This is a genomic window from Saccharopolyspora antimicrobica (assembly GCF_003635025.1).
GTDB lineage: Bacteria > Actinomycetota > Actinomycetes > Mycobacteriales > Pseudonocardiaceae > Saccharopolyspora > Saccharopolyspora antimicrobica.
Genome location: NZ_RBXX01000002.1, coordinates 4,533,585 through 4,559,126, shown reverse-complemented (window position 1 = coordinate 4,559,126; position 25,542 = coordinate 4,533,585). Strand labels below are relative to the sequence as shown.

The window sequence follows — 25,542 nt, the reverse complement described above, 5'->3', positions numbered from 1 at the left end:
TATCGCTGGTATACAAAACATGGTAACGGTTGTGGAGGATGGTTATGCGGATTGCGTTGTGCCAGATCGTGACCGGCCCGGACCCGAAGGCCAACCTGGAGCTGGTGGCCGACGGCATCCGACGGGCCGCCGAGGCGGGCGCCGATCTCGCGGTGTTCCCGGAAGCGACCATGGCGTGCTTCGGCGTCAAGCTCGGCCCGCTGGCCGAACCGCTGGACGGACCGTGGGCCACCGAGGTGCGGCGCCTGGCCGATGAGGCGGGCATCGCGGTCGTGGCGGGCATGTTCACCCCCACCGCCGACGGCCGGGTCACCAACACGCTGCTGATCACCGGCCGCGGGCTGGACACGAGCTACGACAAGATCCACCTCTTCGACGCCTTCGGCTTCGCCGAGTCCGACACCGTCGCGCCCGGCGCGGAACCGGTGGTGGTGGACCTCGACGGCACCAAGATCGGCTTCGCGACCTGCTACGACATCCGCTTCCCCGGCCTGTACACGGCGCTGGCCGACCGGGGCGCCGAGGTGATCGTCACCTCCGCTTCCTGGGGTTCCGGCGAGGGCAAGCGCGAGCAGTGGGAGCTGCTGGCCCGGGCCCGCGCCCTGGACTCGACGTCGTGGGTGGTGGCCTGCGGCCAGGCCGACCCCCGCAGCATCGGCCGCGAACCGAGCGGCAAGGCCCCCACCGGCATCGGCCACAGCCTGGTGGCCACCCCGCTCGGCCAGATCCACGCCCAGCTCGCCGACGCCCCGGAGGTCCGGGTCGTCGACGTCGACCCGGCCGCAGCGGCCCAAGCCCGCCAAGCCATCCCGGTCCTCACCAACCGCCGCTTCTGAACGAGTTGAAGGGCCCCTTCGCCGGACTTGCCGGCCGAAGGGGCCCTTCACCGCATAAGTCCATCGAGTGACCTCGTGCTCCGAGCACGCCGCTCGACGCAGTTCCGGGAAGTAGCGGCCCGGTCCCCCCCGATGCCCTGCATGGCATGACGGAAGTGCGGTAGACAGTAGCCGACAGTAGCCATCCAGTGCTGGTAGGGAGAAGCCCGGTATGCCCGATTCCGAGGACGTCCAGATACGGGGGTCCGCCGTTTCCGACGAGATGGACACGACCGTGCCGCACGCGGCGCGCGTCTGGAACTTCTGGCTCGACGGCAAGGACCACTACGCGGTCGACCGCGCGGCCGGCGAGGAGTTCCTGCAGGTGTTCCCGGGGATGCGGACGGCCGCGCAGGCCAGCCGGGGCTGCCTGGGGCGGATGGTCCGGCACCTGGTCGCCGAGTGCGGGGTGCGGCAGTTCCTGGACATCGGCACCGGCCTGCCGACCGCGGAGAACACCCACGAGATCGCTCAGCGGGTCGCCCCGGAGAGCCGGATCGTCTACGTCGACAACGACCCGCTCGTGCTGGCCCACGCCCGCGCGCTGCTGACGAGCACGCCGGAGGGGGCCACCCGGTACATCCACGCCGACGTCCGCGAACCCGAGGCGATCATCGAAGCCGCCCGCGAATCCCTGGACTTCGACCGCCCGGTGGCCCTGATCCTGTTCGGAATCATGGGCTTGATTCCCGAATACGCCCGAGCACGATCCATTGTGGACACGTTGCTGGCGGCGCTGCCGTCGGGTTCCTACCTGGCGCTGTTCGACGTCGACGACAGCGACCCCGGAGCGGTGGACGCGGCCCGGCGCTATGCGGAGTCCGGCGCGATCCCGTACAACCACCGCACGCCGGAGGAGATCGCCGGCTACTTCACCGGCCTGGAGCTGGTGGAGCCAGGAGTGGTCCGGTCCGGCCAGTGGCGCGCCGAGGCCCCGGAGCTCGCACAGCAGGACACCACCACGCTGGCGGGGCTGGGACGCAAGCCCTGACGCCCGCCTCGGCCACGGGTCCGTGAGTCTTCTTGGTCGCTATGCCGCCGAAAAGGCTCACGGCCCGAACGCGCCCTGTCGCCGTCAGCTGGTCGCTGACCGGGTGCGACGGCGGTAGGCGAGGTAGGCGAGGACCGTGCCCGCGGCGAGGGCTGCGGTGGTGAGCAGGCTGGCCTCGATGCCGAAGCCGCCGCCGGTGAGCAGGTCGGCGCTGCCCGGCGCCCCGCCGATGCTCAGCATGGTCGTCCGGACGTCCATGCCGGAGACCTGGATGCCGTAGACGTTGCCCTGGCACCAGTTCCACACCGCGTGGAAGGCGCAGACGCCCCACAGGCCGCCCTCGGCCAGCGCCCAGAACGCCAGCAGCAGCGCGATGAGCAGGATGTTGACCAGGGCGACCACCGTCACGTTCGGGTTGGTGCCGTGCAGCAGCGAGAAGACCACGGCCTGCAGGACGACCGCTGCGATCAGGCCCCACTTCCGGAAGGTGACCTGCATCAGGTAGCCGCGCGTGATGATCTCCTCGGTGCTGGCCTGCACCGCGAACCCGATGAGCGCGACGAACGCCGCGCCCACCTGCGCGGTGTGCACCGCCCCGACGTCGAGCTGTCCACTGAGGAGGTTCACACCGACCGGCACGCCCAGCAGCACCACGGCCACCCCGGCGCCGATCGCCAGGTGCACGCCGACGCGCGAAGTGGGGAAGAACCCGACGCTGCCGAACGGCCGCCCCTCCTTGAGCCGGATCCACAGCGCGAGCAACCCGGCGATGCCGACGAAGCTGAGCAGCATCGCGAGCTGATCGGCCAACTCCATCGCCCCGCCGAGCGCAGCCGCCGCCGAAGCCCCGAACAGCGGGAACAGCACCAGCGCGGCCAGCGTCTGCCCGACCAGCAGGCACCCCACGACCACGACCAACCCGACGATCGGCCCGGTCGGCCGCCGAGCCCGCTCGATACCGCTCAACAACGGCGACGGCAACAAGAGGCTCGATTGAGCATTCGTCATACCTGAATCATCCCCGACCACCCCACGGCAAACACATCGAGCAGCATTCTGTAACTCCGAGTGAACGACCCGTCTCGCGCGATCCCCGAGGCAGGTCATTGCGGCTACGCTGGTCCAGTAATCGTGGGGAAAGGGGCTCGACAATGACCGCACTTCCCGACTGGATGGCCTTGCCGCCCGAGGGGCTGAGCGCTGCGGACTACGAGGCGCTGCCCGAGGAAGTGTGCCGTCACATCGAGATTGTCGATGGAGCCATCGTCGTGACCCCCGCCCCCCGTCGGCTTCACCAGAGAATCGCTCGCCGACTGGCGGGTGAGCTGGAGCAGGCCGCTGCCCCCGAACTGACCGTCGATACGGACGTCGATCTTCGACTTCGGGACGTCCCGCTGCTCAACCGCCGCCCGGATGTCGTCGTCTACGACTCCGCGCTGCCCGACGACGCGCTGCTCAGGCCGCAGCACTGCCTACTGGTGGTCGAGGTGATGTCACCGGGGTCTGTTACCGCTGATCAGACCGACAAGCCTGCCGAATATGCCGCCGCAGGCATCGAGCACTTCTGGCGTGTCGAGAGCGACGCTCAGGACGACCGGTGCCTGACCGTGTTCCGCTACCGCCTGGATCCCACGACACGGCTCTACGCGCTTCTCGGCGCGGACACCGACAAGCTGTCAGTGTCCGCGCCCGTAGAACTCACCATCGACTTCGACTCACTGCTGTAAACGGCTCGCGCATGATGCGGCCTCTTCGGCACCGGGTGGTCACATGTCGAGGCCGAGGTCGAGGGCTGGGGAGGAGTGGGTCAGGCCGCCGACCGCGAGGTACTGGACTCCGGTTTCCGCGTACTCCGCCGCCACTTCGAGGGTGAGGCCGCCGGAGGCTTCCAGTTCCGTGCGCGGGGAGACCTCGGCGACGCGGCGGACCGCTTCCGCGCACTGGTCCGGGGTGAAGTTGTCCAGCAGGACCAGGGCCACGTCCTCGGCCAGCACCGCGTCGAGCTCGTCCAGCGTGCCGACCTCGACCTCCATCGGCAGCTCCGGCGCGTGCGCGCGGCAGGCCCGCACCGCGGCCACCACCGAGCCCGCCGCCACCACGTGGTTGTCCTTGATCAGCAGCGCGTCGCCCAGGCCCATCCGGTGGTTGACGCCGCCACCGCAGCGGACCGCGTACTTCTGCAGCACGCGCAGGCCGGGCAGCGTCTTGCGGCTGTCCCGGATGCGGCAGCCGGTGCCCGCCACCGCATCCACCCACGCCGCGGTGGCGGTGGCGATGCCGGACAGGTGGCACAGCAGGTTCAGCGCCGTGCGCTCGGCCGTGAGCAGGCCGCGGACCGGGGCTTTCACCCGCAGCGCGCAGTCGCCCGGGGCCAGCGCGTCGCCGTCGGAGCGCTCGGAGAGCACCGCGTAGGCATCTGCGCCCAGCACCTCGTCGAGGACCATCCGCACCACCGGCAGGCCCGCGAGCACACCGGCGCGGCGGGTGTTGAAACCGGCTTCGGCGATCGCGTCGGCGGGCACCGTCGCCACCGTGGTCGCGTCCGGGCCGTAGCGCAGGTCCTCGGCCAGCGCGGTGCGGACCACCTCGCGCGCGTCGTCGATGTCGATCGTCATGCCGCCGTCCTCGCAATCCCGGCCGTGGTGTGGATGAGCCAGCCCGATGCGTCCAGCCGGAACACCGTGCTGCGCCGCCAGCGCAGGTCGTCGGTGTCCGGGAAGTCCGAGCGGCGGTGGCAGCCGCGGGACTCGGCGCGCTGCCGGGCCGCGGCGAGCAGCGCCTGCGCGGCCATCAGCATCGACGCGTCCTCCACCGCTTCCCTGGTCCGCAGCGGACGGACGATCGCCGCGCCGTCCAGCGCCTTCGTGGCTGCGGCCAGCCCTTCTTCGGATCGCCCGATGCCCGCGTGGCGGCTCATGGTGGTCTGCAGCAGCTCGCGCTCGACCACCGCGAGCGCGGGCGGGCTGACCTCGCCGACCGGCTTGCGGGTCAGCAGGCCGCAGCACAGGTCCTTGGCCACCGCCTCGGCCGCGCGCGCTCCGACGACGAGGCCTTCCAGCAGGCTGTTGGAGGCCAGCCGGTTCGCGCCGTGCAACCCGGTGCAGGCCACCTCGCCCGCCGCGTATAGCCCGGACACCGAGGTCCGGCCGTCCACACTGGACATCACGCCGCCGCACGAGTAGTGCGCGGCGCTGGCCACCGGGATCGGTTCGCGCACCGGGTCGATCCCGGCCGCCAGGCACGCCGCGTGCACCGTCGGGAACCGGGCGGCGAAGCCCGCGCCGATGCCGGTCGCGTCCAGGAACACGTGCTCCGAGCCGGTTTCCGCGGCGCGGCGGTTGATCGCCGCCGACACCACGTCGCGCGGCGCGAGGTCCTCCAGCGGGTGCTCCCCCGCCATCACACGGCGGCCGCGCACGTCGACCAGGACCGCGCCCTCGCCGCGCACGGCCTCGGTGATCAGCGGGCGGCGGCCGCGCGGACCACCCGGCGTGTAGAGCACCGTCGGGTGGAACTGCACGAACTCCAGGTCCGCCACGGTGGCACCGGCCCGCAGCGCGAGCGCCACACCGTCCGCAGTGGACACCGCGGGGTTGGTGGTGGCCGAGTAGAGCTGGCCGAGGCCGCCGGTGGCCAGCAGCACCGCAGGTGCGCGCAGCACTCCCGGCCTGCTCTCGCCGTCCATCGCCAGCGCTCCGGCGATCGAGCCGTCCTCGCCGCGCAGCAGCTCGACCACGCAGTGCTGCTCCAGCACTGGGATCCCGCCGCCGCGCACCGCCTCGGCGAGCGCGCGCTGGACCTCGGCGCCGGTGGCGTCGCCGCCCGCGTGGATCACGCGGAACGCGCTGTGCCCGCCCTCGCGGGCCCGCGCCAGCTCGCCGCCGGTTCCGACGTCGAAGCGGGCACCGGTCGAGCGCAGCCGGTCGATCGCCGCCGCGCCGCCGGCCAGGATCTCCCGCACCGCCGGGCGCGAGCACAGCCCGACGCCCGCGGTCAGCGTGTCCTCGACGTGCTTGGCCAGGCTGTCGCCCGGGTCGAGCTCGTCGGGCCGGACCACGGCGATGCCGCCCTGCGCCCAGCTCGTGTTGCCTGCGTCGACCGAGTCCTTGCTGACCACCAGCACCCGAAGGCCCAGCTCGCGGGCCCGCAGGGCCGCGGTCATGCCCGCGACGCCGGTGCCGACGACGAGCAGGTCGGCGCCCGCTTCCCAGCTCATTCGCCGCCTCCGGGCTTGCCGATGGCGATCATCCGCTCGACCGAGGCCCGCGCGCGGTCGGCGACGTCGGTGGGCACGTGCACCTCGTCGGCGCCCTCGCGCAGGCAGCGCAGCAGCGCGGCCGGGGTGATCATCTTCATGTAGCGGCAGGAGGCCCGGTCGTTGACCGCGCGGAAGTCGATCTCCGGCGCGGCCTTGCGCAGCTGGTGCAGCATGCCGACCTCGGTGGCGACCAGCACCGACCGCGCACCGGTGTCGCGCGCGGCGGTCAGCATGTCGCCGGTGGACAGGATCTTCACCCGTTCCGGGGCGACGATGCCCTCCCCCGCCAGGTACAGCGCCGAGGTCGCGCAGCCGCACTCCGGGTGGATGAACAGGTCCGCGTCCGGGTTCGCCGCGGCGCGCTCGGCCAGCTCCGGGCCGTTGATGCCCGCGTGCACGTGGCACTCACCGGCCCAGATGTGCAGGTTGTCCCGGCCGGTCTCGCGCTTGACGTGCGCGCCGAGGAACTGGTCCGGGCAGAACAGCACCTCGCGGTCGGCCGGGACGGAGCGCACCACGTCGACCGCGTTGGAGGAGGTGCAGCAGATGTCGGTCTCGGCCTTCACCTCGGCGGTGGTGTTGACGTAGGACACCACGACCGCGCCCGGGTGCTCGGCCTTCCAGGCGCGCAGCTGCTCCGCGGTGATCGAGTCGGCCAGCGAGCAGCCGGCGCGGGCGTCCGGGATGAGCACCGTCTTCTCCGGGCCGAGGATCTTGGCGGTCTCGGCCATGAAGTGCACGCCGCAGAAGACGATCGTGCTCGCGCTGCTGCTGGCCGCGATGCGGCTCAGCGCCAGCGAGTCACCGGTGTGGTCGGCGACGTCCTGGATCTCGGGCAGCTGGTAGTTGTGCGCCAGCAGCACCGCGTCCCGTTCGTCGGCCAGCGCGCGGATCTCGCGGGCCCAGTCGGCGTCGGCCTGCACTCCCGTGTAACCGGCGTCGGTCCGCTCCCAGGTGGCAGTAGCGGCCATGTCGTCCTCCTCGCCGGATCCCCCGGTCGGCTGGCCAGGGAGGTCCGTTCCACACCCCGGATCAACCGCTCCGAGGTTTTCGCCTTAGAATCGAAAACGTGCCACATCCTAACACCGCAGGTCACCCGAACGAGAGCGATGCTGGTCACGAAGTGCTCGCCGGAGTCCTGCAGGTGCGCGACGACCAGCTGCAGGTGATGCTCTGGCAGCGCGCGCGGGAACCGGACGTGCACCGGTGGTCACTGCCCGGCGGGCGGCTGGCGGCCACCGAGGACGTGGAGACCTCGATCCGCCGCCAGCTGGCCGAGAAGGTCGACGTGCACAAGCTCTCCCACGTCGAGCAGCTCTCGGTGTTCAGCGCCCCGCACCGGGTGCCCGACCGCCGCGTGGTGGCCACCGCGTTCCTCGGCCTGGTGCCCTCCGACGTCGATCCCGAAGTCCCCGCCGACACCCGCTGGCACCCGGTCGAAGCGCTGCCGCCGACGGCCTTCGACCACGAGCAGATCGTGCTGGCCGCCCGGGACCGGCTGCGCGCCAAGCTGTCCTACACCAACATCGGCTTCGCACTGGCCCCCGCCGAGTTCACCGTCTCCGAGCTGCGCGGCATCTACTCCGCGGCGCTGGGCTACCAGGTCGCGCCGACCAACCTCCAGCGCGTCCTCACCCGCCGCGGCGCGCTGGAACCCACCGGCCGCACGCTGCCGGCCGGCCCAGCGGGCGGCCGGCCGCCCGCGCTGTTCCGCTTCACCAGCCGCGACCTCCAGGTCACCGACCCCTTCGCCGTCTTCCGCCCGCCGAGCTAGGCCTCTGGCAAGATTCCGGCAATGCAGGTGACCCGCTTCGACCTCCTGGAACCGGCGCTGCAGGGGCGGCTGAACTCCAACACGGTGGCCCGGCTCGACGGCGTCGAGACGTTCGCCGAAGTCCTCGTCGCCCTGGACGAGCTGCGCGCCGCGCACGCTCCGGCGCGGATCCTCTGCACCCTCGACGACGTCGACCAGTGCGCGTACACCAGCGGCCACGCCTCGCTCGACGACCGGCTCTGGTTCGACACCGATGACAGCGACGACCCGGCCACGAGGCATCGCGCCGACAACGCGCGCACCGCGCACATCGCCGCGGCCCTCGACGCCGGGAGCATCGCGTGGGAAGCGCTCCCCGGCTCGCGGGTCGGCGGAGAGCAGGACGCGGCGGCGCTGGTCGAGCTGAACCGCGAGCCGGATCAAGCGCTCGACGACGTGGTGCTCGTCCAGCGGGTACCGGTGGCCCGCGACGACCTCGCCCTGGCAGCCGTCCCGAACGGCTACTTCACCGGCGACTGGGACACGTTCCAGAACCACGCCGTGGTCCGGAGAATGGCGGCGCACGGCTACCGCCACATCGGAACCGGCGCCGAGCTGCTCGCCTTCGACCGCGAGAGCGCGCCGACGCCGGAGGCAGCGCGAGCCGTCGTCGCCGACCTCGTCCACCTCTACGGCGCATCCGGCTCCGCCTGCTGGGCCGAGCTGACCGCGCTGCTCGCCGAACGACGCTTGCTGATCATCGGCTACGGCGAGGACTTCGCCGAACAACTGGCCTAGGCCCGCAGCGAGTCGAGGCGGCGGGAGAGGACGCGCACCGCCCAGTCCGGGCCCTGCTCGCGGTCAGGTCGACGCCGTTGTCCAGCTGCTCGACCATCCACCGGCACAGGCTCCGCAGAGCGCGGTGCGCGTCGTCGCGGGGCTGCTTGAGCCTGCCCTCGGTATTCGCCGCCGTGAACAGGGCGATCGAGACCTGCATCTCCGCGGTGGGTGCCGCGATCGGCCCGCCGGTTCTTCGCCAGGACCTGACCGGTGGTCGCATTCGCGGGGCCGATCCTTCACCCGGCAAGTAGGTTGGTGGCGTGTTGGACGTCTTGCCGCTGTTCCCGCTGAGCTCGGTGCTCCTGCCGGGCGGTCACCTGCCGCTGCACGTCTTCGAGCCGCGCTACCGGCAGCTGGTCGAGGATCTCGTCGGCGAGTCGTTGCCGGACCGCAGGTTCGGCGTGGTCGCCATCAGACAGGGCTGGGAAGTCGGCGAGGACAACGTGGACTCGATGTACGACGTCGGGTGCTCCGCCCTGCTGGACCAGGTCCGCGCACTGCCCGGCGACCGCTACGACGTCAGCGCCGCGGGCGAGCGCCGGTTCCGGCTGCTGCAGATCGACCGCGACACCGCGCCTTACCTGATCGCGCACGTGCAGTGGCTGCCCGACGTCGAACCGCCCGACGACTCGCCGGCCCGCCGCGAGCACCTGACCACCGCCGCCCGCGCGGCGCACCAGCGCTACCACGCCACCGGCCTGCGCGGCGGCAACCGGGAAATGCCCGACGCCGGCGCCGCGGAGCTCTCCTACCTGCTGGCCGACGACTGCGTGCTGACCGTGGAGGACCGGCAGGACCTGCTGGCCGAGACCGATCCGCTGGTGCGGCTGCGCAACATCCGCCGGCTGCTGCTGCGCGAAGCGGAGTTCCTCCGCGAACTGCGCGCCGTACCCGCACCGCTGGCCGAGTTCACCCAAGGCACGAGCGTCAACTGACCTCGGGCGATCACTGCTCGTCGGCTGGTTAGGATCACCCCATGTCGTCACCTGGTGGTCATTGGGGTTCGCACGAGAGCGGTCAGCAGTACGACCCGCTGACCGGTCAGCCGGTGGGCGGTGCTCAGTACCCGCAGCCCGACGCTCAGCAGTACCAGGGCTTCGGCGCGTACGGCCAGCCGCAACAGCCCCAGTACCAGCAGTACCAGCAGCCCCAGTACCAGCAGCCGCAATACCAGCAGCCGCAATACCCGGGCATGCCCGGCGGCTACCCGACGCCGCCGAAGAAGAGCAAGGGCCCGCTGATCACCGCGATCGCGCTCGGCGCGGTGGCGCTGATCGCCATCGTCACCACGGCCGTCGTGCTGCTGGTGCCCAGCGGCCAGCAGGCCTCACCGACACCGCCGCAGAGCCCGACCACCACCAAGAGCACCCCCACCCAGGCCACCACCGCGCCGCCGAGCGCGGCCAACCCGGACCTGCAGCCGGTGGTCCCGGGCTGGCAGGTGGTGCGGGTGCCCAAGCGCACCGCGCTCTACGACGTGCCGCTGGCCGGGTGGGAGCTGGACCCCGATCCGGAGAACATCCAGGCCTACGGCCCGCCGGACGACCCGGTGACGATGACCGGCGTCGCCGACTACATGATCGGGTTCTGCCCCGGTGATCCCGGCAGCTACCGCGCGACCTCGGGCGTGAGCGCCCGCAAGGGCCCGGACGACACCACGGTGGCCAACGAGACGCTGGCGAAGCTCGTCCAGTACGCCCACAGCCGCGACGGCGTCGCGCCGATCGTCGAAACCGGCGCTCCGGAGCACATCCAGCTCCCCGGCAACGTCCCCGCTGTCCGCGTCACCGCGCGCATCACGCTGCCCAAGCCGGGCGCGTGCGACGCGGCCACCGCGCTGACCAGCGTGGTGGCGACGAACAGCGACGGGCAGAGCTCGGTGGTCATGATGGCCACCGCCGACCAGGGCGTCGAAGGCGCGCTGAGCCAGGAAGACCTCAACAAGCTGACCGGTTCGCTGCGCGCCGCGCCCTGACGTCCGGCTCGCGAAAAGCGCGCCCCGGTCCTCAGCGGATCCGGGGCGCGCTTTTCGCTTGAGATCAGGGCAGGCGACGACCGAGGTCGTCCAGGCCGTTCCAAGAGGCCGCGAGGCCGTAGCCGAGGGCGACCGCGAGCGGTTGCGCCAGCAGGACCCAGTTCGTGCCGATCTCGGGCGCCACCGTGATCAGGTCGCCCAGCTGCGGGTTCGGCGGCATCGGGTACAGCCCGGAGGCGAACGAGACGCCCATCTGCACGCCGAGCCAGGACGCCACCAGCGAGCCGAGCGCACCCGCGATCAGCAGCACCGGGCCGCGACGGCGGCGCACCCACCAGAGCACGGAGGACGTGAGCAGCCCGAGGCCGAAGGTCAGCAGCGCGAAGACCGCGATCGCGTCGAAGCCGTGGTAGCTCTCCACCAGCAGCGGGGTCAGCGAGCCGTTCGGCCCGAGCACGCTCTGCTGCGGCGGCGCCAGCCGGGACCACACCCAGCCCGCGGGCAGCCCGAGCAGGGCGATCAACGACACCGCGCTCACCGCGGGCAGCAGGTCGGCCTTCACCACGACGCGCGGCACCGGCGGGGCGGCGAGCGGGGGCAGCAGGTGGTCCAGTTCGGTCCCGACCCGCTCCGGGACGGCACGAGTGCCGTGGAATTCGTGGGGACTCTCCGCCACCCGCCGACCTCCTCAGTGGCGTCGCACCGCGATGCGGACCGCGGTTGCTCCGGGCACCGGATCGCGGCTGAACCCGCGGCCCGGCAACGGCGACCGGCCGTTCCGGCCACCCTAGCGCTACGCCGCGCACTGCCCGCATCACCCGATGGCGGGGTCCGCGGCGCACATCAACTATTCTGCGCGGGCCCCCATGTCAGCTACGCCGAAGGACGCGTGAAGTGGCGGGAATCCTGCCGAGCATGAAGTTGACCGGACCGAGCCCGATCGACGAACCGCGGCGGGACTCAGCGGTCCGCCTGCCGCTGCGCAACACCGTCGCCGAGCTGCTGCTGGGCACGGTCGTGGCCGTCGTGGTGAGCATGCTGCTGCAGTTCGCGGCCGCCCGCCTGAGCATCAGCGAACCCAGCTTCGCCCCCGAGGCGCTCGCCGCGGTGGGCAGCGGGGTGGTGCTGGCCGTGCTGTTCCTGGCGCTGGCGCTCGGCCACCGCCGCTCGCCGCGCTGGCTGCGGCTGTTCGGGTCCTGGGTCTCGCTGAGCGCGTTCAGCACGCTCGCACTGGCCATCCCGCTGCAGGCCACCAGGTTCTACTACGGCGGGTCCTCTGTGGACAACGGCTTCCGCATGCAGTACATGACGCGGATGGCCAGCACGCCCGGCCTGGCCGACATGAACTACGCCGACACCCCGCCCTACTACCCGGGCGGCTGGTTCTGGCTGGGCGGCCGGTTCGCCAACCTCCTCGGCTGGGAGGGCTGGGCCGCCTACAAGCCGTACGCGCTGACCTGGGTCGCGGTGAGCACCGTGGTGGCGTTCACGCTGTGGAGCGTGGTGGTGCGCCGCCGCATCGCGCTGCTGGCCGCGATCGCGACCGCGCTGGCCGGGATGCTGCACGGCGTCGAAGAGCCCTACGCCTGGCCGTCGGCGGCGTGGCTGGCGCCGGTGGCGGTGCTGGCCTGGCACGCGCTGCGGCGACGCGGCGACGCTCCCCGGTGGACGCTGGTGTGCATCGGCGTCTACGTCGGATTCGCCTCGATCACCTACACCCTGCACTTCGGCTTCGCGGTGCTGATGATCGTGACGATGGCGGTGCTCATCGGCGCGTTCCGGGTGCACCAGGGACAGCGGCTGTGGCCGACGGTGCGGCAGCTGTTCCTGCGGCTGCTGCCGATCGGGCTGGTCAGCCTGGTCATCGCGCTCGTCGGCTGGCTGCCCTACCTGCTGGCCACCAGCTTCCTGCTGAACAACCCGCGCAGCGTGGCGCTGCACTACCTGCCCGAGGACGGCGCCTTCCTGCCGGTGCCGATGATGCAGGGCACCGCCTTCGGCGTGCTGTGCCTGGCGGGTCTGGTGTGGCTGCTGGTGCGCTGCCGCCGCAACGAGGTCGCGGCGTCGATGCTCACCATCGTCATCGCGGTCTACTGCTGGTTCGTGCTCTCGACGCTGGCGCTGATCGCCAAGACCACGCTGCTGGCGTTCCGGCTGAACGTGATCCTCGACGTGGTGCTGGCCGTGGCCGGGGTGTTCGGCCTGCTGGAGCTCATCGGCTACCTGCGGCGCAGGTTCGACGCCCGGCACGCGCTGCAGATCAGCATGGTCGCCTGCGCGCTCGGGATGCTCGGCGCGATCACCATCAACCAGGGCGCGATCGGGGTCGCGCTGCAGGACTCGGTGAAGGCCGCCTACCAGGACTACTACCCCACCGGCGACAACGCGATGGGCCAGCGCGACCCGGACGAGCTCGGTTCGTGGACCGACGAGGAGGTCCGCGCGGTCGCCGAGCTGACCGGCCGCGCGCCGGAGCAGAACCTGCTGCTGAGCACCGACTACAAGCTGATGTCGTTCAAGCCCTACTGGGGCTTCCAGCAGGAGACGCCGCACTACGCAAACCCGCTCGGCGACTACGACGAGCGGGCCGCCGAGATCCACCGCTGGGCGAGCGCCAGGACCAGCGAGGAGTTCCTCGGCATGCTCCGCGGCAGCGAGTTCCGCACGCCGAACGTGTTCATCCTGTCCAACCCGGCGAGCCCGCACTCGGACGTGGAGCTGCCGGAGGGCGAGGAGGGCAAGCTGGTGCTGCAGCTCAAGGGCGACGCCTTCCCGCAGCTGCCGAACGTCCGCGACTACGACGTGTACTTCGACCCCGCGGTGTTCGACTCGCCCGAGTTCGTCCAGCGCGAGGTTGGCCCGTACACGGTGATCGCCCGGCGCTGAGCCTGCGGTTCCACGCGGAGTCAGCACCTCCACGGCTCCGTTTCCGCTGGTAGAGACCCGTGAGTGCTTTGTGCTGCTATAGCGCCAGAAAGTACTCACGGGACCTGAGCAGGTGAAACGGAGCCGAGAGCAGTGCCTGCGCTCCGCTACACCGCCGCGGGCTGCGGGGTCGTGGTGCGGCGGGCCCGGTAGTTCAGGGCGGCCAGGGCCAGTGCGACCGACCACAGCGGCCAGAGCAACATCGGCAGCCAGGCCATCGGGGCCGCCGAGAGCGCCGAACCCGGAACGGCGGCGATGCTCAGGATCTCCTTGGCCGCCGTCATCACCAGCACCGACACCGACAGCGCGGCCACCACGGGGAAGTTGACCGGCACCTCGCGGCCCGCGACGCGCGGCATCCAGCGCGGCCAGCGCTCGCCCCACGGCCGGATCAGCCCCCAGGTCAGCACCGCCCCGCCGGTCGCGGCCACCGCCAGGCCGAGCCCGGCGCCCTTGTCGACCGCGTCCATCGGCACGGCGAAGCCCGGCACGTCCAGCACCATCAGGAAACGCGTCGCCGCGTAGACCAGCGGCGCGATCATGGCGATCTTCGTCCACCGCGCGGTGCGAGCCCGGGCCAGCTCGTGGGCCACGGCCCCACCTGGCGCCTGCCGGGCCACCACCGTCCACAGCAGACTCGCGGCGGCCACCGCCATGGCCAGCTGCATGAGCAGCGGCACCGAGAGGTAGGCGGCGAGTTTGTCGACGTGGCCGGTCACGGCCGAGACGACCATGAACGGCAGGTAGCCGATCGCCGCCAGCGCACCGGAATCCAGCAGCAGCGCGAATGCGCCGAGCGCGGCGATCCGGACCGCGGTGCCGATCCGTTCGCCGCGCACCACGGCGGCGGCGATGATGAGCGCGCCGCACGCGATCATCACCAGATGTGCCGCCGGCTGCGGCAGGAAGGCCAGCGTGCGCCCGGAGCTCGTACCCGGTGCGGCCAGCGGGTTGGGCGCACCCACGGCCCAGCACACCAGCGGGATCGCGAGCAGCGCCAGGCCGACGGTTCCCGCCGCCCAGCGGGAGAAACGGTGTTCCTCGGTTGCAGTCATGGCCGCAATGCTCGCCGGGAACCCCGGTGCCGGACCTCCTCCGCGACGGACCGATCACCTCCTCCTCGAGGAGGAGATCAGCTCCGCACCACGCCGTTCTCGTAGGCCCAGATCACCGCGTGCAGGCGGTCCCGGACGCCGAGCTTGCGCAGGATGCTGCCCACGTGCGTCTTCACCGTGGTCTCCGCCAGGTGCAGGGTGGCACCGATCTCGGCGTTGGAGGAGCCGCGCGCCAGCTCCACCAGCACGTCGCGCTCGCGCCCGGTCAGCGCCCCCCACGGCGGTTCCGGTGGCTGCGGCGCGGATCTGCGGGCCAGCTCCAGCAGGCTGCCGGTGGCGCGCGGGGAGACGATCGAATGGCCCTCGTGGACGGTGCGCACCGCCGCCACGACCTCCTCGCCCGGGGTGTCCTTGGTCAGGAAACCGCTGGCCCCGGCGCGCAGCGCGGCGAACAGGTTCTCGTCCAGGTCGAAGGTGGTGAGCACCAGCACCCGGGTGCCCGGCAGCTCGGCGGTGATCAGCTCGGTGGCCGCGATGCCGTCCAGGTCCGGCATCCGGATGTCCATCAGCACCACGTCCACCCGGTGCGCCCGGCACGCGGCCAGCGCCTCCCGCCCGGTCGCGACCTCGGCGACGCAGGTCAGGTCGTCGTGCAGCCCCAGCACGGTGGTCAGCGCCGAGCGGATGAGCTGCTGGTCGTCGGCGACCACCACCCGGATCGTCATCGCGGTGCTCCCGGCAGGCCGAACCCGGCCCGCACCTCGGTTCCGCCACCAGGTGCGCTGCGCACTTCGAAATCGCCTCCGATCTGCCGCATCCGCTCGGCCATCCCCGCGATGCCGAACCCACCGCCCGCGGCCGGATCCGCCGAGGTGCCCGGACCGTCGTCCGAGACCGTCACGGTAAGCCGGTCCGCCGCCCAGTCCAGCACCACCCGGCACGTGACCTCCGGCCCGACGTGCTTGAGCGCGTTGGTCACCGACTCCTGCACGATCCGGTAGACGGCGTGCCGCTGCGCGGTGTCGATCTCCCGCTCGGTCCCGCTGCTGACCAGCTCGACGGCGGCGCCCGCGCGGCGGAACGTCTCGACCAGCTCGGTGAGGTCGCCGTCCGCGGGCCCGGGCTCGTCGCCGGTGCGCAGCACGCCGAGCATGCTGCGCAGCTCCCCCATCGCCTGCCGCCCGACCTCGACCGCCGTGCCGATCATCTCCCGCGCCTTCTCCGGATCGCGGTCGAAGACCAACCGGGCGGTGTCGGCCTGGGCCAGCACGACCGCCAGCGAGTGCGCGGCCACGTCGTGGATCTCGCGGGCGATCAGCCGGCGCTCGGCGGCGGTGGCCTCGCGCACCTGCTGCTCGCGCAGCAGCTCGGCCTGCGCCGCCCGCTCCTCCAGGGACCGCACGTAGGCCACCCGGATCCGCTGGTAGCGGCCCAGCGCCCAGGCCGCGAGCACCGATCCGAACGCCGCGGTCGCCAGCACCCCGGCCGTGCCCAGCGGGTCGAACGGGAAGCCGATCACCCCGCGCACCACGCTGATCCCCGCGCCGAGCAGGCCGCAGGCGACCGGCAGCGCGGAGCGCTCGGTGTAGGCGACGACCGCGTACAGCAGCACGGGGTGGATCAGCGAGAACGGCAGCAGGATCGGCGGAACGCCCTGCTCGCCGAGGTTCGGCAGCGCGACCAGCACGAGCATCAGGGCCGAGCCGACGACGAACGCTCCCGTCGGCCGGATGCGGCGCACGGCCAGGCAGCCGGTGAGCCCGACCAGGATCGCGATCACCGCGGCCGCCACGACCGGGTCCGCGTCGCGCACCGTGGTCAGCGACGCCGCGCCGACGACCGCTCCGCAGAGCACGGACACCGAGCCGTCGACGAGGAACCGGTGATCTGTGGTTGAAGTCCGCACTGCGCCAACGTATCCGCCCGCGGGCGCGCCGACCTCCTCCTCGAGGACGAGGTCCGCGATCCACTGTGGTTCCCGGCCGCACTCCGCTCCGGCGGTCGGCGCCCCGGGAACTTCCGCGATTTCAATTGAAATCAGACGTCCGATTTCAATTGAAATCGCGTCGCTCCGTGCGCGCGGAACGGGGAAGCGGTCGCCCGCGGTGCCGCGGCCCGGCCACGTCACGCGAGGTGAGTCCGGAAGAACTCGTTGAAACTGGGTCCACCGGAACACTCGGGCGGATGGGGGTGCGATGAGTCTGGAGCAGTTGTACCTGGTGCTGCTGGTCGGCGGGCTCGTGCTCCTCACCGGCGCGGTGGCCGCGCTGCTCGCCACCCGGCTCGGGCTGCCCAGCCTGCTGCTCTACCTCGGTCTGGGCGTGGTGCTCGGCGAGGACGTGCTCGGCATCGAGTTCCACGACACCGAGATCGTCCAGAGCCTGGGCACCGCGGCGCTGGCGGTCATCCTCGTCGAGGGCGGGCTGGCCACCCGGTGGTCCGACATCAGACGGCTGATCACGCCCGCCGCGCTGCTGGCCACGGTGGGCGTCGGCATCAGCCTGGTGGTCACCGCCCTGGGCGCGCACCTGCTGCTGGGCATCGACTGGCAGTTATCGCTGCTGGTGGGCGCCATCGTGTCGTCCACCGACGCGGCGGCGGTGTTCTCCGTGCTGCGGGTGCTGCCGCTGCCGCGGCGGCTCGCCGGGCTGCTGGAGGCGGAGTCCGGTTTCAACGACGCGCCGACGGTGATCCTGGTCCTGCTGTTCAGCACCGTCCCGCTGGAGATCGCGCCGCTGGAGATCGCGCTGAACCTGGTCTACCAGCTGGCGGTCGGCGCGGTGATCGGGCTGGCGATCGGCTGGGGCGGCGCGCGGGTGCTGCCGAGGCTGGCGCTGCCCGCCGCCGGGCTGTACCCGGTGGCCACCTTCGGGCTCGGCGTGATCGCCTTCGCCGCCGGTGGCGCCGCGCACGCCAGCGGGTTCCTCGCCGCCTACCTGGCGGGCCTGGCCCTGGGCAACACCGGCCGGCTGCCGCACCGCTCGGCGACGCGCTCGTTCGCCGAGGGGCTCGGCTGGCTGGCGCAGATCGGGCTGTTCGTGCTGCTCGGCCTGCTGGTCACGCCGAGCGAGCTGCCCGGCGAGGTGCTGCCCGCGCTCGTCATCGGGCTGGTGCTGCTGCTGGTGGCCCGGCCGCTGGCGGTCGTGCTGCCGCTGCTGGGCTTCGGCGTCCCGTGGCGGGAACAGGTGTTCCTGTCCTGGGCGGGTCTGCGCGGCGCGGTGCCCATCGTGCTGGCGACCTTCCCGATCGTGCGGGGCGTGCCGGGCAGCGACCGGGTGCTGGACATCGTGTTCGTGCTGGTGGTGGTGTTCACCCTGGTGCAGGGGCCCAGCCTGCGCCCGCTGGCCAGGCTGCTGGGCATCATCCCGCGCGAAGCCACCCGGGAGATCCAGGTCGATTCGGTGCCGCTCAACGTCGTCGGCGCCGAGCTGCTGACGATGACCGTGCCGCCGGGATCGCGGCTGCACCACACGACGGTGGTCGAGCTGCGGTTGCCCGAACCGGCGGTGATCCCGCTGGTCGTGCGGCGCGGCCGCGCCTTCGTCCCGATGCCGGACACCTACCTGGAGATCGGCGACGAACTGCTCGTCGTCACCACCGTCGAGCACCGGGCGGCCGCGGAGCGCCGCCTGCGCGCCGTGAGCCGCCGCGGCAAGCTCGCGCGCTGGTTCGGCGAACGCGGCGACCCGGACTGACCTCCCCGCAGCACGGGACCGCTATCGGTTCCGTTTCCGCTGTTCAGGTCCCGTGAGTGTTTTGTGATGTCATGACCTCTCAAAACACTCACGGGCCGCCACCAGCGGAAACGGAACCTCAGCGCCCGGCCGGGTGGACCGGGAAGGCGCGCAAGCCGTGGATCAGGGTGCTGAAGCGCCACTGCACGTCGTCCAGCGGTCCCGCCGCAGTGAGGTTCGGGAACCGCTGGATGAGGCCGCGCAGCGCGGTGTGCGCCTCCAGGCGGGCCAGCTGCGCGCCCAGGCAGAAGTGGATGCCGTGGCCGAAGGCCACGTGCCCGTGCGCGTCGCGGGTGATGTCGAACCGGTCCGGCTCGGGGAACTGCTCCGGGTCGCGGTTGGCCGCGGCCAGCCCGACCCAGACGATCTGCCCGGCCGGGATCTCCACGCCGCCGATCGTCATCGGCTCGGCGGTGAACCGGAAGGTCCCGTGCATCACCGGCCCGTCGAAGCGCAGCATCTCCTCCACCGCGCCGGTCACCAGCTCCGGATCGGCCCGCAGCGCGGCCCACTGGTCGGGGTGGCGCAGCAGGTGCAGCACCCCGTTGCCGATCAGGTTGACCGTCGTCTCGTGCCCCGCCACCAGCAGCAGGAACACCATCGCGATCAGTTCCTTGTCGCTGAGCCGGTCCTGGTCCTCGGTGGCGTCGACCAGCGCGGTGACCAGGTCGTCGCCGGGTTCGCGGCGCTTGATCTCGATGAGTTCGGCGAGGTACTGCGCCATCTCCGCCGCCGCGGCCCCCGCCGCCTCGCGGTCGGAGGCGTCCAGCAGCACGTTCGTCCAGGCGCGGAAGGCGTCCCGGCGGCTCTCGTCGACGCCGAGCAGCTCGGAGATGACCTGGATCGGCAGCGGGAACGCGAAGGAGTCCAGCAGGTCCACTTCGGACCGGTCCGCCATGTCGTCGAGCAGCCGCTCGGTGATCTCCTCGACGCGCGGGCGCAGCGCCTCCACCCGGCGGCTGGTGAAGGCCTTGACCACCAGCTTGCGCAGCCGGGTGTGGTCCGGCGGGTCCATGTTGAGCATGTGCGAGGCCAGCGAGTCCTCGAACTCGCGGCCGCCGGAGTCCGGCAGCAGGTTGGCCGCGATCACCTCCTGGATGCGGGTGACCTCCTTGCGCAGCCGGGGATCGGTCAGCGCAGCGCGGACGTCCTCGTAGCGGGTGATCACCCAGACCGGCAGGCCGTGCGGGGTGGCCATCCGCTGCACCGGCGTGGCGTCGCGGATCTCGGCGTACCGCGAGTGCAGGTCTTGCACGAAGGCGGCGTCGAAGACGGGAACTTCGGTGTGTGCCTCGGTGGTGGACATCGGATTCCTTCGCACTAGGCGGTCATGACCCCTGCGCTCCAGTGAACCCCGTTCACCACGACCTGTCACACGGAGCTGAGAGCTCCCTCAGCGGGATCGCACCGCCGCAGGAACGAACGCATAACGACCCCTATTGCTCGCCGGGCCGATCGGTGAGGATGCAGCCGACCGACCCTGGCCACCGACCGGAGGAGCCCGAAGTGGTCGACCACGACGCAGCAATCGCGGCGGCACTCGCCGAACTCGACCTGGACGCCAAGGCCCGGCTGCTCGCGGGCCAGGGCATGTGGTCGTTGCCCGCGCTGCCCGAGATCGGCCTGGCACCGCTGGTGATGTCCGACGGGCCGATCGGCGTGCGCGGCGTGCGCTGGAGCGCGAGCGACCCCTCCATCGCCCTGCCCAGCCCCACCGCGCTGGCCGCCACCTGGGACCCGGAGCTGGCCCGGCGCGCCGGGCACCTGCTCGCCCAGGAAGCGCAGCGCAAGGGCGTGCACGTGCTGCTCGCGCCCACGGTGAACCTGCACCGCTCGCCGCTGGGCGGGCGGCACTTCGAGTGCTACTCCGAAGATCCGCACCTGACCGGCGAGATCGGCACCGGCTACGTGCGCGGCGTGCAGGAGGGCGGCGTCGGCACCACGGTGAAGCACTTCGTCGCCAACGACGCGGAGACCGAGCGCTTCACGGTCGACAACATCGTCGGTGAGCGGGCGCTGCGCGAGCTCTACCTGGCTCCGTTCGAGGCGATCGTCAAGCAGGCCCGCCCGTGGGGCGTGATGGCCGCCTACAACTCGGTGAACGGCCCGACGATGACCGAGCACGCCCGGCTGCAGAACGAAGTCCTGCGCGGCGAGTGGGGTTTCGACGGCTGCATCGTCTCCGACTGGTTCGCCGCCCGCCACACCGCGCGGGCCATCCGGGGCGGCCTGGACATCGCCATGCCCGGCCCCCGCACGGTCTACGGCGAGGCACTGGCCGCGGCGGTCCGCGCCGGCGAAGTCGAGGAATCCCTTGTGGACGGCGCGGTGCGCAACGTCCTGCGCCTGGCCGCCCGCGTCGGCGCGCTGGAGGGCGTACCGGCGGCGGTGCCGCCCGAGCAGCGACCCGACCGGATCGACGGGCACGCGCTCGCGCGGGAGATCGCCCACCGGGCTTTCGTCCTGGTCCGCAACGAGAACCGCGCACTGCCGCTCGAACCGTCGGCCGACGTCGCCGTGATCGGCCGCGCAGCGCGGGACGCCCGGGTGCTCGGCGGCGGTTCGGCCCAGGTGTTCCCCGACCGCGTCGTGTCGCCGCTCGACGGGCTGCGCGCCGCACTTCCCGACGTGACCTTCGCCGTCGGCACCGAGATCAACGACGAACTCACCGCCGCCGGAACGGGTTTCGCCCTGCGGGCCGTGGTGCGCGACGCGGACGGCCGGGTGCTCGGCGAGGAGACGCTGCCCAACGGGATGGTGCAGTGGCACGGCGACTTCCCCGAAGGCGTGCGCTACGACGAGCTGCACAGCGTCGAGATCACCGGCACGTTCACGCCGCAGGACAGCGGCCCGCACACCTTCGGCACCAAGGGGCTGGGCGGGTTCGAGCTCACCGTCGCCGGTGCGGTCGTCTTCGGCGGCGAGCACTCGGCGGACGGCCGCGATCCGTTCGACGTGTTCTTCGAGGCCCCGGTGCCGCGTGCCGAGGTCGAGCTCACCGCGGGCGAGGCGGTCGAGGTCAGCCTGGTCAACGTCGTTCCCAAGATCACCGCGTCGCTGGACTCGGTCGCGGTCGGCCTCGCCCACCGCGGCCCGCGGCGCGACGCCGAGGAACTCCTCGACGAGGCCGTCGCCGCCGCGCGGGCAGCCGGGACGGCGATCGTCGTGGTCGCCACGACCGACCGGGTGGAGAGCGAGGGCTTCGACCGCGCGAGCCTGCGGCTGCCCGGCAGGCAGGACGAGCTGGTGCGGCGGGTGGCGGCGGTGAACCCGAACACCGTGGTGGTGGTCAACTCGGGTTCGCCGGTGGAGATGCCGTGGCGGGACGACGTCGCGGCCATCCTGCTCAGCTGGTTCCCCGGGCAGGAGGCCGGTGCCGCGCTCGCCGACGTGCTGCTCGGCGTCGAGGAACCGGGCGGCCGGCTGCCCACCACCTGGCCGACCCGACTGGCGGACGCACCGGTCACCCGGGTGGCCCCGACCGACGGCGAACTGCACTACGACGAAGGCGTTTTCATCGGCTACCGGGCCTGGCAGCGAGCCGGAACCGCTCCGGCGTACTGCTTCGGCCACGGCCTCGGGTACACCGACTGGCACTACGAATCAGCCGAGCTGACCGCGCCGGAAGGGCCGGACGAGCTGGCCCGGCTCACCGTGCGCGTGCGCAACACCGGCGACCGCGCCGGACGCGAAGTGGTCCAGGTCTACCTCGCGGTCCCGGAGGCGGACTCCGTCGAACGTCCCGCCCGCCGCCTCGCCGGTTTCGCCTCCGTGACCGCAGAACCCGGCGCGACCGCCGAAGCCACCGTCGTGCTGCCCCGCCGCGCGGCCGAGATCTGGGACGAGAGCGCTGGCAGCTGGCGCCTGGTCCCGGGCACCTACACGGCGGAAACCGGCCACAGCCTCGACGACGTGCGCCTGCACACCCCCGTCGACGCGGCCTGACCGGTCAGTTCCGGGCTTCGCTGCGGAGCGATTCGGTGGTGTGGTCGCGGAAGCGCTGCGCCGCGACCGAGAGATAGGCGTCGCGGCGCCAGGCGAAGGTCAGGACGCGGTAGCAGTCCGGCGCTTCGACCCGCAGGAACGTCACTCCCGCCTGGTCGTACCTGGCGGCCATCACCGGCACGAAGCCAACGCCCAGGCCCATGCTGATCAGGAACGCGGTCGCCCCCAGCTCGTTGCCCTCGCAGACGATGTTCGGGCACTGCCCTGCGGCGGCGAACAGCCGGTCGAGCAGCTGCCGCAGCCAGAACTCGCCGGTGGTCGTGACGACCGGTTCACCGGCGAGGTCGGTGATCCGCGCGCTCGTCCGCGACGCCAGCGGATGGCCGGTCGGCACCGCCAGCAGCACCTCGTCGCGCAGCACCTCGGCCGTCTCCAGCGCCGGATCGTCGATCCGCTGCGAGGCCAGGCCGAGGTCCACTTCGCCGCGCCGCAGCCGCTCCTGCATCACCGCGCCCGACGACTGGTAGAGCCGCACGTCGACGTCCGGGTACTTGGTCCGGAAGCCGGGCAGCGACGAGGCCAGCGTCAGCAGCGTCTCGGAGGCGACCGCGACGCTGCCGCGCACCGGCCCGGCCGTGTCGGAGAGTTCCTGCCTGCCGTCGTCCAGCTCTCTCAGCGCCCGGTCGACCCGCGCCAGGAAGGCCGCGCCGTAGCTGTTCAACCGGATCTGGCGGCCCTGCCGGTCGAACAGCGGCACGCCGAGCTCCTTCTCCAGCCGCGCGATGGTGCGCGACAGCGACGGCTGGGACACCCGCAGCTCGACGGCGGCCCGGCTGATGTGCTCGTGGCGCGCGACGACCTGGAAGTAGCGCAGCGGCAGCAGATCCATGCACCCATCATGCCTCCAAGGACATGAGTTCATCGCAGAATTGGTCTTGGAAGGCATCGGAATCCGGCTCTACCGTCGCGATCGGGAACAAAGATCTCCAGGAAGCGACAATGGAACCGTCCACTTCGGCCGCACCGGCCAAACCCGCCCGCAGCAAGGAACGTCCGGCGCTGATCGCGCTGCGCGCCATCGCCACGGCGCACGCGATCGCGATCTTCGGGCAACCCGTGTTCGCGGGCGTTCTCCTCAGCGGCGACTACGACATGCTGCACGTCCACGCCGTGGGCGCGGACGTCGTGTACTACCTCTGCATGGCCCAGCTGGCAGCCGCGATCTTCCTCTGGGCGCGAGGCGGCGCGCGCTGGCCGAGCGCGGTGACCGGGCTGGTCCTCCTCGGCGAGACCGGGCAGTACTTCGCCGGGATGTTCGGCGCGCTCGACGTGCACTTCCCGCTCGGCGTCGCGCTGATCGCCCTGACCACGACCGCGCTGGTGGCGCTCTGGCGGCCGAGCACGCTGGGAGTCGCGCGATGATGGGACGCCGCCGCTTCCTCGGGCTGACCGGCGGCGCCGGGCTCGTGCTCGCGGCGAGCCTGGCCGGCCCGCAGCTGCTGCCCCGCCGAACCTCGGCCGGCGCGGTGCTGCGCAGCGCGGTGCCGCTCCCCGCGCCGTTCCAGCTCCCGCTGGTGATCCCGCCCGTGCTGGCACCAGCCACGCGGGACGGCGATGCCGACCGCTACGAGATCACCGCGCGCGAAGCGACGGCGGAGATCCTGCCCGGCCTGCGCACGCCGATCTGGGGCTACGAAGGCGTTTTCCCCGGGCCCACCATCGAATCCCGGCGCGGCCGCACCGCGATCGTCCGCCACCGCAACGAGCTCCCGGTACCGACGGTGGCGCACCTGCACGGCGGCCACACCCCGCCCGAGTCCGACGGCTACCCGACCGACCTGGTCCTGCCGGCGCGCGGCTGGGCCCACGGCCACCACGGCATGCACGACCCGCAGGCGGTGATCACCACCGGCGCCCGCGACTACACCTATCCGCTGGACCAGCGCGCCGCGCTGCTCTGGTACCACGACCACCGGATGGACTTCACCGGCCCGGCCGTGTACCGGGGCCTGGCCGGGCTGCACGTCGTCCGCGACGACGAGGAGGACGCCCTCCCGCTCCCGCGCGGCGACCGCGAGATCCCGCTGCTGATCACCGACCGGGCCTTCGCCGCGGACGGCTCGTTCGACTACCCCTCGCTGGACCCGACGCTGACCACCACGCCCGGCGTGACCGACACCTACGCGGCAGGCGTGCTCGGCGACGTCGTCCTCGTCAACGGCGTGCCGTGGCCGGTGCACGAGGTGTCCGCGACCCGCCACCGGCTGCGCGTCCTCAACGCCTCCAACGCCCGGCGCTACGAGCTCGCCCTGGACCCGCCACCGCCGGACGGCCCGGCGTTCGTGCAGATCGGCTCGGACGGCGGTCTGCTGCGCTCACCCATCGCCCACGAGAGCATCACGACGGCCTCCGCGGAACGCCACGACGTGATCGTCGACTTCGGCCGCTACCCGGTGGGCACCGAGGTCACCCTGGTGAACCGGCTCGGCACCGGACCGACCGCGCAGGTGATGCGGTTCCGCGTCGCCCGCCGCGCACCCGAGGACTCCGCCATCCCGGCCCGGCTGTCCGAAGTGGAACCGCTGCGCCGCGAACAGGCCGTGGTGACCAGGGATTTCAGCTTCCGCAGCGGCCATCACGGCGACCGGCGGGGCTGGCTGATCGGCGGCAGGCCGTTCGACACGGGCTACGTGGCGGCCCGGCCGCGCCTCGGCGACGTCGAGATCTGGCGCTTCGTGGCGGACCTGCACCACCCGATCCACCTGCACCTGGCCAACTTCCAGGTCCTCTCCCGGGGCAACCGCGAACCGCGCCCCCTCGACGCGGGCTGGAAGGACACGGTCGACCTGGAGCCAGGTGAGGCGGTCGAGGTCATCACCCGCTTCGAGAACTACCGCGGCCGCTTCGTCTTCCACTGCCACAACGCCGAGCACGAGGACATGGGCATGATGGCCACCTTCGAAACCGTGTGACCAAAACCCGTGAGCGTTTCGGGGTGCTACAGCGCCCCGAAACGCTCACACCCGTGTGACCTCCGCTGCGGCGCCTGAGCACCTGTCTTGGTCTTTGTCTTTGAAACGCCGGAGGCGTTTAGCCCGCCCCCGCAGCTTGCACCGCCGCGGGTTCTCAGTGTCCGCCTGGCGAGGACGGCCCGGCTGCCGTGTATTGGTCATACATAAGGCCGGGCATCC

22 protein-coding genes are annotated in these 25,542 nt (G+C 72.0%); 12 read left to right on the top strand and 10 right to left on the bottom strand.

Annotated elements, in window-relative coordinates; translation table 11 throughout:
- Window positions 1-44 precede the first annotated feature (44 nt).
- Both ATL45_RS22145 and ATL45_RS22140 read left to right on the top strand, forming a co-directional pair.
- The gene (locus ATL45_RS22145; RefSeq protein ID WP_093147934.1) at window positions 45-836 is read left to right on the top strand and encodes a carbon-nitrogen hydrolase family protein; all 792 of its coding nucleotides are present in this window, start codon (window positions 45-47) and stop codon (window positions 834-836) included.
- A 211-nt stretch (window positions 837-1,047) separates the two neighbouring features.
- Window positions 1,048-1,866 (top strand): SAM-dependent methyltransferase, encoded by an 819-nt coding sequence (locus ATL45_RS22140; protein ID WP_093147930.1) that lies wholly within the window; start codon window positions 1,048-1,050, stop codon window positions 1,864-1,866.
- Between the two features lie 84 nt (window positions 1,867-1,950).
- Here ATL45_RS22140 and ATL45_RS22135 read toward each other — a convergent pair whose 3' ends face one another.
- Window positions 1,951-2,874, bottom strand: a complete 924-nt coding sequence (locus ATL45_RS22135) for a CPBP family intramembrane glutamic endopeptidase (protein ID WP_093147926.1) — start codon at window positions 2,872-2,874, stop codon at window positions 1,951-1,953.
- Between the two features lie 143 nt (window positions 2,875-3,017).
- Between ATL45_RS22135 and ATL45_RS22130 the strand changes: the two genes are divergently transcribed.
- Window positions 3,018-3,593 (top strand): Uma2 family endonuclease, encoded by a 576-nt coding sequence (locus ATL45_RS22130; RefSeq protein ID WP_246025483.1) that lies wholly within the window; start codon window positions 3,018-3,020, stop codon window positions 3,591-3,593.
- 39 nt (window positions 3,594-3,632) lie between these two features.
- Here the strand turns inward: ATL45_RS22130 and nadC are convergent, their stop codons facing one another.
- Genes nadC through nadA form a run of 3 tightly spaced genes read right to left on the bottom strand, consistent with a single transcriptional unit; the run spans window position 3,633 to window position 7,095 of the window.
- Window positions 3,633-4,481 carry a carboxylating nicotinate-nucleotide diphosphorylase gene (gene nadC, locus ATL45_RS22125; protein WP_093147923.1) on the bottom strand — a complete coding sequence of 283 codons (849 nt, stop codon included), beginning with the start codon at window positions 4,479-4,481 and terminating at the stop codon, window positions 3,633-3,635.
- Window positions 4,478-6,082 carry an L-aspartate oxidase gene (locus tag ATL45_RS22120; RefSeq protein ID WP_093147921.1) on the bottom strand — a complete coding sequence of 535 codons (1,605 nt, stop codon included), beginning with the start codon at window positions 6,080-6,082 and terminating at the stop codon, window positions 4,478-4,480. Before ATL45_RS22120 ends, nadC begins: the two co-directional genes overlap by 4 nt.
- Window positions 6,079-7,095, bottom strand: coding sequence for a quinolinate synthase NadA (gene nadA / locus ATL45_RS22115; protein ID WP_093147918.1), 1,017 nt, complete (start codon window positions 7,093-7,095; stop codon window positions 6,079-6,081). The genes ATL45_RS22120 and nadA overlap by 4 nt, the downstream gene beginning before the upstream one ends.
- Before the next feature lie 152 nt (window positions 7,096-7,247).
- Here nadA and ATL45_RS22110 point away from each other — a divergent pair, with 152 nt between their 5' ends.
- From ATL45_RS22110 to ATL45_RS22095, 4 genes are all read left to right on the top strand, one after another.
- Window positions 7,248-7,898 (top strand): NUDIX hydrolase, encoded by a 651-nt coding sequence (locus ATL45_RS22110; RefSeq protein ID WP_093147913.1) that lies wholly within the window; start codon window positions 7,248-7,250, stop codon window positions 7,896-7,898.
- Window positions 7,899-7,919: 21 nt separating this feature from the next.
- Entirely contained in the window at window positions 7,920-8,675 is a 756-nt protein-coding gene (locus tag ATL45_RS22105; protein ID WP_093147909.1) for a hypothetical protein, read from the top strand.
- Window positions 8,676-8,980: 305 nt separating this feature from the next.
- Window positions 8,981-9,652 carry an LON peptidase substrate-binding domain-containing protein gene (locus tag ATL45_RS22100; RefSeq protein ID WP_093149626.1) on the top strand — a complete coding sequence of 224 codons (672 nt, stop codon included), beginning with the start codon at window positions 8,981-8,983 and terminating at the stop codon, window positions 9,650-9,652.
- Between the two features lie 41 nt (window positions 9,653-9,693).
- Window positions 9,694-10,692: a DUF8017 domain-containing protein gene (locus ATL45_RS22095; RefSeq protein WP_093147906.1), complete on the top strand. Its 999-nt coding sequence runs from the start codon at window positions 9,694-9,696 to the stop codon at window positions 10,690-10,692.
- Window positions 10,693-10,756: 64 nt separating this feature from the next.
- Here ATL45_RS22095 and ATL45_RS22090 read toward each other — a convergent pair whose 3' ends face one another.
- Window positions 10,757-11,368, bottom strand: coding sequence for a DUF2567 domain-containing protein (locus tag ATL45_RS22090; protein ID WP_093147902.1), 612 nt, complete (start codon window positions 11,366-11,368; stop codon window positions 10,757-10,759).
- 239 nt (window positions 11,369-11,607) lie between these two features.
- On the opposite strand from ATL45_RS22090, the gene ATL45_RS22085 reads away from it, so the two are divergent.
- Complete coding sequence (locus ATL45_RS22085) at window positions 11,608-13,578, top strand: arabinofuranosyltransferase (RefSeq protein WP_093149622.1); 1,971 nt, start codon at window positions 11,608-11,610, stop codon at window positions 13,576-13,578.
- A gap of 146 nt (window positions 13,579-13,724) precedes the next feature.
- Here the strand turns inward: ATL45_RS22085 and ATL45_RS22080 are convergent, their stop codons facing one another.
- The 3 genes from ATL45_RS22080 to ATL45_RS22070 form a co-directional block, all read right to left on the bottom strand.
- On the bottom strand, window positions 13,725-14,672 hold the full coding sequence (locus tag ATL45_RS22080; protein ID WP_093147897.1) for a hypothetical protein: 948 nt from the start codon (window positions 14,670-14,672) through the stop codon (window positions 13,725-13,727).
- A 77-nt stretch (window positions 14,673-14,749) separates the two neighbouring features.
- On the bottom strand, window positions 14,750-15,397 hold the full coding sequence (locus ATL45_RS22075) for a response regulator transcription factor (protein WP_093147894.1): 648 nt from the start codon (window positions 15,395-15,397) through the stop codon (window positions 14,750-14,752).
- Window positions 15,394-16,578 (bottom strand): sensor histidine kinase, encoded by a 1,185-nt coding sequence (locus ATL45_RS22070; protein WP_093147891.1) that lies wholly within the window; start codon window positions 16,576-16,578, stop codon window positions 15,394-15,396. Before ATL45_RS22070 ends, ATL45_RS22075 begins: the two co-directional genes overlap by 4 nt.
- Before the next feature lie 295 nt (window positions 16,579-16,873).
- On the opposite strand from ATL45_RS22070, the gene ATL45_RS22065 reads away from it, so the two are divergent.
- A complete protein-coding gene (locus tag ATL45_RS22065) occupies window positions 16,874-18,367 on the top strand; it encodes a potassium/proton antiporter (protein ID WP_218150535.1) in 1,494 nt (497 codons plus the stop codon).
- 118 nt (window positions 18,368-18,485) lie between these two features.
- Here the strand turns inward: ATL45_RS22065 and ATL45_RS22060 are convergent, their stop codons facing one another.
- The gene (locus ATL45_RS22060) at window positions 18,486-19,712 is read right to left on the bottom strand and encodes a cytochrome P450 family protein (protein ID WP_093147883.1); all 1,227 of its coding nucleotides are present in this window, start codon (window positions 19,710-19,712) and stop codon (window positions 18,486-18,488) included.
- Window positions 19,713-19,912: 200 nt separating this feature from the next.
- Between ATL45_RS22060 and ATL45_RS22055 the strand changes: the two genes are divergently transcribed.
- On the top strand, window positions 19,913-22,351 hold the full coding sequence (locus ATL45_RS22055) for a beta-glucosidase H (RefSeq protein ID WP_246025482.1): 2,439 nt from the start codon (window positions 19,913-19,915) through the stop codon (window positions 22,349-22,351).
- Window positions 22,352-22,355: 4 nt separating this feature from the next.
- On the opposite strand, the gene ATL45_RS22050 is transcribed toward ATL45_RS22055, so the two are convergent.
- Complete coding sequence (locus ATL45_RS22050) at window positions 22,356-23,240, bottom strand: LysR family transcriptional regulator (RefSeq protein ID WP_093147875.1); 885 nt, start codon at window positions 23,238-23,240, stop codon at window positions 22,356-22,358.
- 110 nt (window positions 23,241-23,350) lie between these two features.
- Between ATL45_RS22050 and ATL45_RS22045 the strand changes: the two genes are divergently transcribed.
- Together ATL45_RS22045 and ATL45_RS22040 are read left to right on the top strand one after the other, a co-directional pair.
- Complete coding sequence (locus tag ATL45_RS22045) at window positions 23,351-23,773, top strand: hypothetical protein (protein ID WP_093147872.1); 423 nt, start codon at window positions 23,351-23,353, stop codon at window positions 23,771-23,773.
- A complete protein-coding gene (locus tag ATL45_RS22040; RefSeq protein WP_093147869.1) occupies window positions 23,770-25,323 on the top strand; it encodes a multicopper oxidase family protein in 1,554 nt (517 codons plus the stop codon). Before ATL45_RS22045 ends, ATL45_RS22040 begins: the two co-directional genes overlap by 4 nt.
- Window positions 25,324-25,542: the final 219 nt, after the last annotated feature.